This window comes from Pseudomonas sp. IPO3774, assembly GCF_013386835.1.
Classification (GTDB): domain Bacteria; phylum Pseudomonadota; class Gammaproteobacteria; order Pseudomonadales; family Pseudomonadaceae; genus Aquipseudomonas.
Genome location: NZ_JACAQY010000011.1, coordinates 42,709 through 55,884 on the forward strand (window position 1 = coordinate 42,709; position 13,176 = coordinate 55,884).

Annotated in this window: 12 protein-coding genes; 6 read left to right on the plus strand and 6 right to left on the minus strand. The window is 60.9% G+C overall.

The genetic code is table 11. From position 1 onward, the window contains the following. Positions 1-100 precede the first annotated feature (100 nt). Positions 101-1,345 (minus strand): saccharopine dehydrogenase family protein, encoded by a 1,245-nt coding sequence (locus HYE77_RS05440; RefSeq protein ID WP_003211412.1) that lies wholly within the window; start codon positions 1,343-1,345, stop codon positions 101-103. Between the two features lie 29 nt (positions 1,346-1,374). After that, a complete protein-coding gene (locus HYE77_RS05445) occupies positions 1,375-2,472 on the minus strand; it encodes a carboxynorspermidine decarboxylase (RefSeq protein ID WP_177068522.1) in 1,098 nt (365 codons plus the stop codon). A 184-nt stretch (positions 2,473-2,656) separates the two neighbouring features. On the opposite strand from HYE77_RS05445, the gene HYE77_RS05450 reads away from it, so the two are divergent. Beyond that, positions 2,657-3,319, plus strand: coding sequence for a DUF2268 domain-containing putative Zn-dependent protease (locus HYE77_RS05450; protein WP_177068523.1), 663 nt, complete (start codon positions 2,657-2,659; stop codon positions 3,317-3,319). A gap of 219 nt (positions 3,320-3,538) precedes the next feature. On the opposite strand, the gene HYE77_RS05455 is transcribed toward HYE77_RS05450, so the two are convergent. The 4 genes from HYE77_RS05455 to HYE77_RS05470 form a co-directional block, all read right to left on the minus strand. Then, positions 3,539-4,012, minus strand: a complete 474-nt coding sequence (locus HYE77_RS05455) for a GNAT family N-acetyltransferase (protein ID WP_177068524.1) — start codon at positions 4,010-4,012, stop codon at positions 3,539-3,541. Continuing rightward, complete coding sequence (locus HYE77_RS05460) at positions 4,005-4,397, minus strand: GFA family protein (protein ID WP_177068525.1); 393 nt, start codon at positions 4,395-4,397, stop codon at positions 4,005-4,007. The genes HYE77_RS05455 and HYE77_RS05460 overlap by 8 nt, the downstream gene beginning before the upstream one ends. Before the next feature lie 75 nt (positions 4,398-4,472). Then, entirely contained in the window at positions 4,473-5,561 is a 1,089-nt protein-coding gene (locus HYE77_RS05465; protein WP_003210229.1) for a polyamine ABC transporter substrate-binding protein, read from the minus strand. Positions 5,562-5,590: 29 nt separating this feature from the next. Further along, entirely contained in the window at positions 5,591-6,892 is a 1,302-nt protein-coding gene (locus tag HYE77_RS05470) for an FAD-binding oxidoreductase (protein WP_177068526.1), read from the minus strand. A 117-nt stretch (positions 6,893-7,009) separates the two neighbouring features. On the opposite strand from HYE77_RS05470, the gene HYE77_RS05475 reads away from it, so the two are divergent. The 5 genes from HYE77_RS05475 to HYE77_RS05495 all read left to right on the plus strand — a co-directional run bounded on the left by HYE77_RS05475 (position 7,010) and on the right by HYE77_RS05495 (position 13,135). Further along, positions 7,010-7,900, plus strand: coding sequence for a LysR substrate-binding domain-containing protein (locus HYE77_RS05475; RefSeq protein ID WP_003210225.1), 891 nt, complete (start codon positions 7,010-7,012; stop codon positions 7,898-7,900). A 21-nt stretch (positions 7,901-7,921) separates the two neighbouring features. After that, positions 7,922-8,767: a LysR family transcriptional regulator gene (locus HYE77_RS05480; protein WP_256344376.1), complete on the plus strand. Its 846-nt coding sequence runs from the start codon at positions 7,922-7,924 to the stop codon at positions 8,765-8,767. A 389-nt stretch (positions 8,768-9,156) separates the two neighbouring features. Next, positions 9,157-11,445, plus strand: a complete 2,289-nt coding sequence (metE, locus tag HYE77_RS05485) for a 5-methyltetrahydropteroyltriglutamate--homocysteine S-methyltransferase (RefSeq protein ID WP_177068527.1) — start codon at positions 9,157-9,159, stop codon at positions 11,443-11,445. Between the two features lie 248 nt (positions 11,446-11,693). After that, positions 11,694-12,191, plus strand: coding sequence for a sigma-70 family RNA polymerase sigma factor (locus HYE77_RS05490; protein ID WP_102606001.1), 498 nt, complete (start codon positions 11,694-11,696; stop codon positions 12,189-12,191). Next, positions 12,188-13,135 (plus strand): FecR domain-containing protein, encoded by a 948-nt coding sequence (locus HYE77_RS05495; RefSeq protein WP_177019939.1) that lies wholly within the window; start codon positions 12,188-12,190, stop codon positions 13,133-13,135. Before HYE77_RS05490 ends, HYE77_RS05495 begins: the two co-directional genes overlap by 4 nt. The last annotated feature ends 41 nt before the right edge of the window (positions 13,136-13,176 follow it).

A 13,176-nucleotide genomic window follows, 5' to 3' on the forward strand; every position in this document is an offset into this window, starting at 1 on the left:
TCCCACATTTTGATCTTCATTGTTCTTTGATATTTATGTGAGCCCCAACAAAAAATGCGCCCCTGAGGGCGCATTTTTTTGTTCGGTCAACTATCGCCTGTCAGGCAATCGCATCCCAGGCACGGTCACCGTTCTCGTCTTTGATCCGAGTCGGCAAGCCCATCACGTCCAGCGCCTTCAGGAACGGCTCAGCCGGCAGTTCCTCGACGTTGGCCATGTGCTTCACGTCCCACTCGCCACGGGCAACCAGCAGCGCTGCGGCTACCGGCGGTACGCCGGCGGTGTAGGAAATACCCTGGCTGTCGGTCTCGGCGAAGGCTTCTTCGTGGCAGGCCACGTTGTAGATGAACAGCTCGCGTGGCTGGCCATCCTTGGTGCCCTTGACCAGGTCGCCGATGCAGGTCTTGCCGGTGTAGCCAGGCGCCAGCGACGACGGGTCGGGCAGCACGGCCTTGACCAGTTTCAGCGGCACGACTTCCAGGCCTTCGGCGGTGGTGACCGGTTTTTCGGAGAGCAGGCCGAGGTTTTTCAGCACGGTGAACACGTTGATGTAGTGTTCGCCGAAGCTCATCCAGAAACGCACATTGGGCACGTCGAGGTTTTTCGACAGCGAGTGCACTTCATCGTGGCCGGTCAGGTACAGGTTCTGCGAACCGACCACAGGCAGGTCGTCGGTGCGTTTGACTTCGAACATGGTGTTGCTGGTCCACTGGCTGTTCTGCCAGCTCCACACCTGTCCGGTGAATTCGCGGAAGTTGATTTCCGGGTCGAAATTGGTGGCGAAATATTTGCCATGGGAGCCGGCATTGACGTCGAGAATGTCGATCGAATCAATACGGTCGAAATGCTTTTGTTGCGCCAGCGCTGCATAAGCGTTGACCACACCCGGGTCGAAGCCCACGCCAAGGATGGCCGTGATGTTCTTCTGTTTGCACTCTTCCAGGTGGTTCCATTCGTAGTTGCCGTACCACGGCGGGGTCTCGCAGACCTTGCCCGGCTCTTCGTGGATGGCGGTGTCGAGGTACGCCACGCCGGTGTCGATGCAGGCACGCAATACCGACATGTTGAGGAACGCGGAACCGACGTTGATGACGATCTGCGATTCAGTCTCGCGGATCAGTGCCTTGGTCGCTTCCACGTCCAAAGCGTTCAGCGCGAAGGCCTGGATGTCGGCGGGTACCTTGAGGCTACCCTTGGCCTTGACGCTGTCGATGATGGCCTGGCATTTGGAGATGTTGCGCGACGCGATAGCAATACGACCGAGTTCGTCGTTGTGCTGCGCGCACTTGTGGGCCACCACCTTGGCGACACCTCCTGCACCAATGATAAGAACGTTCTTTTTCAATTGCTTTATCTCTCCTTTATCTGTCCGCTTTACGAAAGGCTGGACAGGTAGTCGTCGTAACCAAATTCACGAACCACTTCGACTGTACCGTCGAGTTGTTTCACTACGATGGACGGCATTTTCAGGCCGTTGAACCAGTTTTTCTTGACCATGGTGTAGCCTGCCGTGTCGATGAACGACAGTCGATCGCCGATGGCCAGCGGCTGATCAAATTGGTACTCACCGAAGATGTCCCCGGCCAGGCACGACTTGCCGCACACCATGTAGGTGTGTTCGCCATTGCTTGGCGCCAGCTTGGCGTTCAGGCGATAGATCAGCAGGTCCAGCAGGTGGGCTTCGATGGAGCTGTCTACCACGGCGAGGTTCTTGCCGTTGTAGAGGGTGTCGAGCACGGTCACTTCCAGGGAGGCGCTGTTGGTGATCGCCGCTTCGCCGGGTTCCAGGTACACCTGCACGTCGTACTTCTGCGAGAACGCCTTGAGGCGCTGGCAGAAGGCGTCGATGGCATAGCCTTCACCGGTGAAGTGGATGCCGCCGCCGAGGCTGACCCAGTTGACCTTGTGCAGCAGCGCGCCGAAGCGTTCTTCGATGGTGTTGAGCATCTGGTCGAACAGGTTGAAATCACCGTTCTCGCAGTTGTTGTGGAACATGAAGCCGGAGATTTGCTCGATCACACCTTCGATCTTCACCGGGTCCCACTCGCCCAGACGGCTGAACGGGCGCGCCGGGTCGGCCAGCAGGTAGTCGGAGCTGCTCACTTGCGGGTTGACGCGCAGGCCGCGGGTCTTGCCTTCGCTGCGATCGGCAAAGCGCTGCAGCTGGCTGATGGAGTTGAAGATGATCTTGTCGCAGTTGTCGAGCATCTCCTCGATTTCATCGTCGGCCCAGGCCACGCTGTAGGCGTGGGCTTCACCTTCGAACTTCTGGCGACCCAGCTTGAGCTCGTACAGCGACGACGAGGTGGTGCCGTCCATGTATTCCTGCATCAGGTCGAACACCGACCAGGTGGCGAAGCATTTGAGGGCCAGAAGAGCCTTGGCGCCGGACTGTTCGCGCACGTAGGCGATCTTCTGCATGTTGACCAGAAGCTTCTGTTTGTCGATGAGGTAGTACGGCGTTTTGATCATTTTCAGAGCCTGCGGCGGTGCCTGCCAAAAAAGGACACGCATTGTGCCCGCACTTGGGACAGATCGAAAGGTTAGTCAGCGGAATTTGCTGGCCCGGTTATAAGCTGGCCTGTGAATATGACAGGCCGTAGGTATGATGAGCCGCTTTGATAACGGACCACGGCTTGGGCGACGAGAGGTGAGAATGGACGCATGGACGCTGCATTGGCTGGAAGCTTCGGGGAGCCTGGCGCAGTTTCGCCCGGAGTTGATCCGAGAGTTTGAGGTTGCCTACGAGGCAATCGCGCAACTGCTGCCGCCGCCGCGGCTGGACATCCTGATCCAGCGGTTGCCGGGGGAGACCCTTCCGGAACTCGGCCTGGTGGGCCGTGCTTATCGCAGCACGATGTTCAGCATGACCCTTGATCCCGATAACCCGAATTTCCTCACCAGCCTGCAAAGCGGTGCATTGCGTCGACACGTGGTGCATGAGGTGCACCATTGCCTGCGCATGGCGGGCCCCGGTTATGGCTGGACGCTGGGGGAGGCGATGGTCAGTGAAGGCCTGGCCGGGCAGTTTGTGCGGCAGGTGCTGGGCAGTGAGCCGGAGTTGTGGGAGCGGGCGCTTGCCCCCCAGGAACTGCTGAGTGCCCCGGTAGACCGCCAGCTTCTCGAGGCCACGTATTACGACCACAGTGAATGGTTCTTTGGTACCGGCGCGCGGCCAAGATGGCTGGGGTACACGCTGGGCTACCAGATGGTGGAAACCTGGCTGGCAACGCAGGGCGAGGTGGACGCCGCCACATGGGTCAATGTACCCGCCCAAGACATACTCGCCAACGCCGCCAAAGCGGGGTTGCTGGCCTGACTTTGAAATACAAGCCCACCAAACAACCCCTATCCCCTGTGGGAGCTGTCGAGCCTCAGCGAGGCTGCGAAGGCGGCGGCACAGCCGATAAATAAGCTGCCTGACACACCGCTATCGCAGCCTCGCTAAAGCTCGACAGCTCCCACATGACAAAAACGCACCCACACTGACATCAAACCGTCATCTCCCCCCGAACGTATTCAGGCCGGTTGTCGTTGATCACCTGCATGAAGCCTCCTGATCAATTAATGATTTAGCGTGAGTTGCATGTTCGTCCTGTACCGGCACAAACCCGCAGCGCAGATAAAAGCTTGCGCCCTCGTGGGTGTCGGTAGACAGGCGCACGACATGGAAGGATTGCGCAGCGCGTGCCAAAAGCTGGCCCACCAACGCTTTGCCCACCTGGCGTCCCCTTGATGCCTGTGCGACGTACACCCGGCGCAGCCTGCCAACCTCCGGACCGGCGTAAGGGTCATGGGACAAACCGCCAACGGCGATCAACTGCCCGTTGCTGAATACACCCAAAAGACATTCGCCTGGCTGGTCAAAACGGTTGGCGCCGCTGGACCACTCTGCAACGAGTCGCGTGAGAAACCTGAATCCTTCGGCGACGGCTTCTGCTTCCAATACCAGGATCTCTTCGGGCAACGCCGAGAGGGTGCGTATCGACAAACCGTCCTCTGATTCAGCCACTGCGATTCTCCAGATCCAGCCAAGCGGCCTTAGAGTCAACGCAGGAGTGCTCCTGCTTGCCAGGCAAGAGCGGCGTATCGAGTGTAGCGATTGCTATCGAGACCCAGTCTGGGTAAACACCATTGATATCGGACCAGAACATCGACGAGCCGCAGCGTGAGCAAAACTCACGAAACACACCCTCGGAAGATTCATAAGCCTTGAGCGTTTGCAGCGAAGACTCGATGTGCACCGACGATTTCGGAGCACTCGCGTATGTCGCGAAGGCGGAGCCATGACTCTTTTGGCATTTTTTGCAGTGGCAATGCGTCACAGCTTTCAGCGGTGTCGGTACTCGGTAGCTGACCGCGCCGCACAGGCAGCTATCCTGGTGAAGTCCTTCCATGTTGATTCAATCCCAAGCTCAATGGAGTGACTATACCGCTCTCCCATGAGCCTTGAGCAAGTCCGGTTTTCGGTATCACGTATTGGTCTTCAACTTGGTCCACAACCGAGTGGCCAGCCGCGCAATCGCTGGCGGCAGGTCCTCCACGATAAACAGCTTGTCCATCACGCTTTTCGGCGGGTAGATCGCCAGGTCTTGCTTCACCTCAGGGGTCACCAGCTCATCCGCCGCGCTGTTGGGGTTGGCGTAGTGGATGCTGTTGCTAATGTTGGCAATCACCTTGGGCTCCAGCAGGTAATTCATATAGGCATAGCCGTTTTTCTCGTGCGGTGCACCCTTGGGCATCACCACCATGTCCAGCCACAATGTCGAGCCCTCGTCCGGGATCGAGTAGGCGATGCTGATACCGTTTTTCGCTTCCCTGGCGCTGGCGGCTGCCTGTACCACGTCGCCGTTAAAGCCGATCACTGCGCAGATATTGCCGTTCGCCAGGTCGCTGATGTACTTGGAGGCATGGAAGTACTGGATGTAGGGGCGGATTTTCAACAGCGCCTGCTCGGCCTTTTTGTAGTCGGCCGGTTCGTGGCTGTGGTGCGGCAGGCCCAGGTAGTTGAGGGTGATCGGCAGGATCTGCGTGGGGTTGTCGATAATCGCCACGCCGCAGGCGCTGAGTTTCTTGATGTTGTTTTCATCAAAGAACAGGCTCCAGGAATGGGTGACGTCGGTGGTGCCGAAGATCGCCTTGATCTTCTCGACGTTGTAGCCAATCCCCGCCGTGCCCCACATATACGGGAAGCCGTACTGGTTGCCCGGGTCGTTGGTCTCCAGCTTTTTCATCAGCAACGGGTCGAGGTTTTTCCAGTTGGGCAGTTGGCTTCGGTCGAGCTTCTGGATCGCCCCGGCCTTGATCAGCCGCGAGAGGAAGTGGTTGGACGGGCTCACCACGTCATAACCGGTATTGCCGGTCATCAGCTTGGATTCCAGCACTTCATTGCTGTCGTGAATGTCGTAGGTCGCCTTGATCCCGGTCGCTTTGGTAAAACTGGTCAAGGTGTCATCGGCGATGTAGCCGTTCCAGTTGGAAATGTTCACTTCTTCGGCGGCGTACACAGCCGCCGGGAGCGCGCTGAGGATGACCGCCAGGGACAGACTGTTGATGTGCATGTGAATCACCTTTATCGAGGTTTCTTGTTCTAGATTTCTGTCCGTGCTCGAACCGTTTCCACGCCCATACGCAGCATGGCACCGATGTCGAACAACGGCCGGGGTGGCAGCCAGCCGGGCTGTGCCCTGTGCATCACAGAGTGCAGGAGCGAGGAAGTCTGGCCCGACGCCCACTCGGCCAGCAGTCGACCCCACAGCGTGCCGCGGGCCACGCCTGAACCGTTGCAGCCCGCGACGGCATACAGGTTGCTTTCGACCCGCGCGAAATACGGTTGACCGCTGCGGGAGGCGCTCAAGTGGCCGGTCCAGGTGTAGTGGATGTCTTGTTCGGTCAGCCACGGGAAGCGTCGCTGCATGCCCTTTACATGGTGTTGGCGCCGGTGCAACAGGTCGCCGTTGGACAAGTCCCGGGTGCGGTACTCCGCTGTGTTGCGGATCATCACCCGATGGTCCGGTGTCAGGCGCACCGTGGCACCCAGTGGCCGCGTGGACAGCACGCCCCACGGTTCCACTGCGCCGATCCGGCGGTATTCCTCATCGCTGAGAGGGCGGGTGAGGCTGGCGCTGAGTTCCATCGGGAACGTCGCACTGGCCTCAAGGCCCACCCGTGGAATAAAGGCGTTGAGGCACACCAGCACCTGGCCGGCTTCAATGCTGGCGTCCAGGCCGTTGGCGCGAATGCCGCCATTGGCCATGCGCTCAAGGCCGGTGATGTCGGTGTTCTCATAAAGCGTCACGTTGTCCGGCAGCGCTTCGAGCAAACCCTTCACATACTTCGCCGGTTGCAGCAAGGCGTTGCCGTGGCCGCACCAGATGGCGGCCTGGTAATGCTCGGTGCCGAGTGTCTGCGCGAGTGCGGCACCTTGCAGGAACTGCGCTGAAGCACCCGCGGCACGCAAGGTCGCCAACTTGGCATCCACATGCGCAAGCTTGTCGCGATCGTGCACGGCGAAGTAGTAGCCGCTGTCCCGAAAGTCGCAGTCGATGGCATGGCGGGCGATGCGCTCGCGCACTTCATCGCTGGCTGCGCGGGAGATCGCGGTGTCCACCTCAAAGTCAGCGAAGCCTGCGTTGCCCATCAGTTCACTTGCAGCGGGATGCTCATGGGCCACCACAAAACCGGAATTACGCGCTGAGGCACCTTGGGCGGCGCGCTGGCGGTCGACGATCACGATGCGCGCCTCGGGGTGCATCTCGGCCAGGTTGTGCGCCGCACACAAACCGGTGATGCCGGCGCCGATCACCAGCCAGTCGGCTTTTTGTAGGCCGGTGAGTCGGTCCCGGGCGGGGAGGCTTTCAGTCTGGGCAATCCAGCCACATGTGTTTTCCATGAAGATCCTCGGCTGTATGCGTTGCTGGCATAAATAAGTTCGGGCTGCAGCTGGAATCTATAGGGCCTGCGGTGATACAACCAACGTTATAAAATCATCCAGCCATTCGGAAAACGCATGGATAACATCCGTCACGTGCCTTCGCTGCAGGGCCTTCAGGCGTTGGTTGAAGTCAGCGACTGCGCGAGCTTCACCGTGGCTGCGCAGAAGCTGTGCCTGACCCAAAGCGCGGTGAGCCGCAAAATCCAGCAACTGGAAAGCCATTTCGGCGTGCCGATGTTCACCCGGACCAGCCGCAGCCTGCGCCTGACCTCCGAAGGTGAGCAGGTGCTGGCCAGTGCCCGGAGCATCCTGGCGCAACTGAAGGGGCTGGAGGATCGGCTCTCGCCTCGTAAACGTCCGTTTCGCATCCGCCTGCATGTGTCGCTGGCGGTGCGCTGGCTGCTGCCCAAGCTCAGCGATTTCTATCGCAACCATCCCGATATTTCCCTGGCAATCGAGACCGTCGCCACCGAGGTGGTCGAGCCGGCGAGTGACAGCGATGCCTACATCCTTTACCTGCCCAAGCCCGACAACGATCCTGCGCGGCTGACCTTGTTCCACGAATCATTGGTGCCGGTCTGCGCGCCGGGTTTGGGGCCACTGGCTTCCGTGGAACAGCTCGAACACTTTGCGCTGCTGCATCGTTCAGCCGACAAGCAGGACTGGATGACCTGGCTGGCGGCCAATGGCGCGCGGTCGCTGGACGACTACCGGCATATCCCGTTCAACCTTGACGAATTGGCGCTGGATGCCGCCGCGCGCGGGCTTGGGGTGGCGATGACGGATCTGACGCTGGCGGCCGAGTCGATCGAACGGGGTGTGTTGGTGGTGCCGTTTGGTCAGCCGCTGGTGACCGGCGGGGTGTATGCATTGTGCTTGCAGTCATCGGCGGCGTCACACCCAGGCTGCGTGCTGATCATGCAGTGGTTTGGTCAGCAGGCGCGGCATGCTAACGTCACGTCTTGACTCTCTATCGCCAGCCCATCCATGAAAATGCCCGATATCGACGCCATCCAGGCGTTCGTCCTGGTCGCCGAACTCAAGAGCTTTACCCGCGCTGCCGATGCCATCGGCGGCACCCAGGCGGCTATTAGCCTGAAGATAAAACGCCTCGAAGAAAGCCTTGGCCGCAAGCTGCTGGAACGCACGCCGCGACGGGTCACGCTGTCGGCCCATGGCCAGATGTTTTTGGCCAGTGCCCGCCGCTTGCTGGACAACTACCAGGAAGCGATGAACTGTTTTGGCCCGCAGAAACGCACCTTGCGCGTGGGCGTCAGCCACCACATTGTCGGCGCCGATCTCAGCCTGTGGCTGCGACGTTTGGCGACCACCGACCCGGACGTGATCGTGGCGTTCAGCCTCGGCACCTCGCGGGATATGTTGATGAACTACGAGCAGGGCAAGCTGGATGTGGCGATGATCCTGCGGCACGACAACCGTCGCCAGGACGGCGAAGTGGTGGGCATCGAACGCTTTGGCTGGATGGCTTCCCACGACTTCGAATTGCGCCAGGGCGGGGCGTTGCCCCTGGCGATCCAGCCGGAACCCTGCGGCATGCGCAGCATGGTGATGGCGGCGCTGGCCGAGCAGAACCGTGCCTGGGAAGAGGCGTTCGTGGGCAGCGGGATCCTGGCGATCGGCGCTGCTGTGGTGGCGGGGATTGGCATCGGTGCGATGGTGGGGCGGATGGCGCCCGGTGGCTGCGTCGACGTGGAGCAGCGTTTCGACCTGCCGCCGCTGCCCAGTCGTGAAGTGGTGCTGTATACGGCGCAGCGGGACTCTCAGGCGCAAGCGTTGATCCGCACGTTGAGCGCCGATATTCCCGCCGATTGAACTAGAAAATCAGACGCCCGGCCCAAGCCATCAGCAGCGCCAGGCTGCCGATGCCGAGGAGTGTGAGCCCAAGGGCTACGAAGTGAACGAGGAGGGTGGTCAGTGGCTGGTGCTGTTCCATGTGGGGGCTTCCTTGGGGCTTGGGAAGCAAAAGTATGCTGAGCGGCCGGGCACCGAAACAGACGCCGCCAGCTATTTCAGTGATAAGCAAAAACGAAGGCCCACCCACTCCCGCGCGCGTGGGGCGTGAGCGCCGCGCGATCACTCAGGCCTGGGCGGTGCATTTCATCATGAGTGGAGCTTGTGATCATCTCAAATAAAATGAGTTTGTCTCACTATCACTCGATCCCGACAATGGCTCCCATACAAACACATTGGAGCTTTACGTCATGGCTGTTGCCCATTCCCTTGGATTCCCGCGCATTGGTCGCGATCGTGAACTGAAAAAAGCGCAGGAAGCGTTTTGGAAGGGCGAGCTCGACGAAGCCGGCCTGCACGCCGTAGGTCGTGAACTGCGCAAGACGCACTGGGACCTGCAAAAGAAAGCCGGCATCGAACTGTTGCCCGCCGGTGACTTCGCCTGGTACGACCAGGTACTGACTCACTCGCTGATGTTCGGTGTGATCCCCGAGCGTTTCCGCCCGGCCGACGGCAAAGCCACCCTGCACACCCTGTTCGGCATGGCCCGTGGCGTCAGTGACAGCTGCTGCGGCGGTGCCCACGCCCAGGAAATGACCAAGTGGTTCGACACCAACTATCACTACCTGGTCCCTGAATTCAGCGCCGACCAGCAATTCCAGCTGGGTTGGGAGCAACTGTTCGAAGAGGTCAAGGAAGCCCGCGACCTCGGCCACACCGTCAAGCCAGTGGTCATCGGCCCGCTGACCTACCTGTGGCTGGGCAAGGCCAAGGGTGGTGATTTCGACAAACTCGACCTGCTGGACCGCCTCCTGCCGCTGTACGGCCAGATCTTCCAGCGCCTGGCGGACCTGGGCGTGGAATGGGTGCAGATCGACGAGCCGATCCTGGTGCTGGACCTGCCGCAGGATTGGAAAAACGCCTTCGAGCGTGCCTACAACCTGATCCAGCGCGACCCGCTGAAGAAGCTGGTGGCCACCTATTTTGGCGGCCTGGAAGAGAACCTCGGCCTGGCAGCCAACCTGCCGGTGGACGGCCTGCACATCGACCTGGTGCGTGCACCGGATCAGTACCCGACCATCCTCGATCGCCTGCCGGCTTATAAGGTGCTGTCCCTGGGCGTGGTCAACGGCCGTAACGTTTGGCGCTGCGACCTGGAAAAAGCCCTGGCCACCTTGCAGCATGCTCATGAGCGCCTGGGGGATCGCCTGTGGGTGGCGCCATCCTGCTCGTTGCTGCACAGCCCGGTAGACCTGTGCCGTGAAGACAAGCTGGATGCCGAGCTGAAAAGCTGGCTGGCGTTTGCCGTGCAGAAGTGCGAAGAAGTGGCGGTGCTGGCCCAGGCCGTGAACCAGCCTGAAGCGCCGAACGTGATCGCCGCCCTGGCCGAAAGCCGTGCCGTGCAGGCGGCCCGTGCCGCTTCGCCGCGTATCCACAAGCCGGCGGTGCAAGCCCGTGTGGCGGCGATCACCGCGAAGGACAGCCAGCGTGACTCGCTGTTTGCCCAACGTATCGAGAAACAGCGTGCCGGCCTGAACCTGCCGCTGTTTCCGACCACCACCATCGGTTCGTTCCCGCAAACTGCTTCGATCCGCCTGGCTCGCCAGTCCTACAAAGCCGGCAAGTTGAGCGAAGCCGAATACGTCGAAGCCATGCACAGCGAGATCCGCCACGCTGTCGAAGTGCAGGAAAACCTTGGCCTGGACGTGCTGGTGCACGGTGAGGCCGAACGTAACGACATGGTCGAATACTTCGCCGAACAGTTGGACGGTTATGTATTTACCCGCTTCGGCTGGGTGCAGAGCTACGGTTCCCGTTGTGTGAAACCGGCGGTGATTTTCGGTGACCTGAGTCGTCCGAAAGCCATGACCGTGGAGTGGATCCGCTACGCCCAGGGCCTCACCAACAAGGTGATGAAGGGCATGCTGACCGGCCCGGTGACCATGCTGATGTGGTCGTTCCCCCGTGAAGACGTGAGCCGCGAAGAACAGGCGCGGCAACTCGCCCTGGCGATTCGTGACGAAGTGGTGGACCTGGAAGCCGCCGGGATCAAGATCGTGCAGATCGATGAAGCCGCGTTCCGCGAAGGCTTGCCGTTGCGCCAGGCGCAGTGGAAGGAATACCTGGATTGGGCCACTGAAGTGTTCCGCCTGTGCGCCTCCGGCGTGCGTGACGAAACCCAGATCCACACCCACATGTGCTACAGCGAATTCAACGATGTGATCGAGTCTATCGCGGCGATGGATGCCGACGTGATCACCATCGAAACCTCGCGCTCGGACATGGAACTGCTGGAGGCATTCGAAGCCTTCGCTTACCCGAACGACATTGGCCCAGGTGTGTATGACATCCACTCGCCACGGGTGCCGGATGCCTCGGAAATGGCCAACCTGCTGCGCAAGGCAGCCAAACGCATCCCGGCCGAACGCCTGTGGGTCAACCCGGATTGCGGCCTGAAAACCCGTGGCTGGCCGGAGACTGAAGCGGCGCTGATTCACATGGTGACAGCGGCGCGTCAACTGCGGGCCGAACTGGCCTGATCCAGACACCCGGAATCAAACGCCGGGTGAAGCTCAAAAATGTGGGAGCGGGCTTGCTCGCGAATACGGAGTATCAGCCGCTGGAGATGTCGACTGACCCACCGCATTCGCGAGCAAGCCCGCTCCCACATTGGGTCACCGGCGTTATCAAAATCATGAAATTGCCAGCATTACCCCGCGCAGACTAGAATGCGATCAATTCTTAATTACGCTTGGGTCTCACCGCCCGGCGCGCCCCGGTGATCGGCATGTCGTCTCCCCTCAATCTGCATATCCAGGACCTGTACTGCGAACACCATGGATGGTTGCACCGTTGGCTGGACCGCAAGCTGGGCAACGCCAGCGATGCCGCCGACCTGGCCCATGACACGTTCATGCGCCTGCTGACCCGGCAAACCACCGGCAACCTGGGCGCCGAGCCACGGGCATTGCTGACCCATATCGCCAAGGGCCTGATGATCGACAGCTGGCGCCGCCAGGAAGTGGAACGCGCCTACCTGGAAACCATCGCCCACCTGCCCGAACAGCATGTACCTTCGCCGGAAACCCGCTGGCTGATCCTCGAAGCGCTGTACCGCATTGAGGCGATGCTGCGGGATCTGCCGGAAAAAACCCGCCAGGCCTTCCTGATGTCGCAGATCGACGGCCTGACCTATCAGCAGATTGCCGATGCCCTGGGTGTGTCGCTGATTTCGGTCAAACGCTACATGCGCGATGCCTTCCTGGCCTGCCTGAGCGTGGCATGAGCCAGTCGATTGATCCGCTGATCCTCGGTGAAGCCGCCGACTGGATGGTGCAGTTGCAGTCCGGCAGCGCCACCGATGAGGACCGCCGCGCCATCGCCCAATGGCAGGGCCGCAGCGCCCAGCATGCCCAGGCCTGGCAACGGGCGCAGGCGATTCTGGGGGACTTCAACAGCGTGCCGGCGGCGATTGCCGGCGATACCTTGAAGCGCATCGGGCGCAAAAAATCCCTCGGCCGACGCCAGGCGCTCGGGTTGTTGCTGGCGGCCGGCCCGGCGGCCTGGCTGGCGTATCGGCAGGTGCCGTGGCAGCAGTGGACCGCCGACCAGCACACGGCCATCGGCGAACAAAGGAACCTCACTTTGCCCGACGGCACTCGCTTGCTGATCAACACCGGCAGCTCGCTGAATATCGCGTTCTCCGAGCAGGTGCGGCGTATCGAGCTGCTCAAGGGCGAAGTGCTGATCACCACCGCCAAGGATTCGGCCCATCGCCCGTTCATCGTCCAGACCCGCCACGGTACCGCCAGGGCCTTGGGCACCCGATTCAGCGTGCGGGTGGGTGAGCAGGCAAGCCGAGTGGCCGTGACCGAAGGCGCGGTGGAGTTGCTGGCGGCGCATGCCGGCCAGGGGGTGATCGTCAAGGCGGGCGAGCAGGGCGCCTTCAGTGTTGACCGGGTAGCCGCCGTCGAGCCGCTGGACGTCAGCACCCTGACCTGGGAGAACGGCATGCTGCTGGCCCAGCATATGCGCCTGGCGGACCTGCTGGATGAGCTGGGGCGTTATCGCGCCGGCGTATTGCGCTGCCATGCCTCGGTTGCCGACCTCACGGTGTCGGGTGCGTTTCCCCTGCGCGACACCGATGCCAGCCTGCACCTGTTGCAGGAAACTTTGCCGGTCAAGGTCAGCAGCCTGACGGGGTATTGGGTGACGGTCGAGCCGCGCTGATCTTTTTCAACTTTCGCTGATACCTTTTTCGTTGTCGCCCG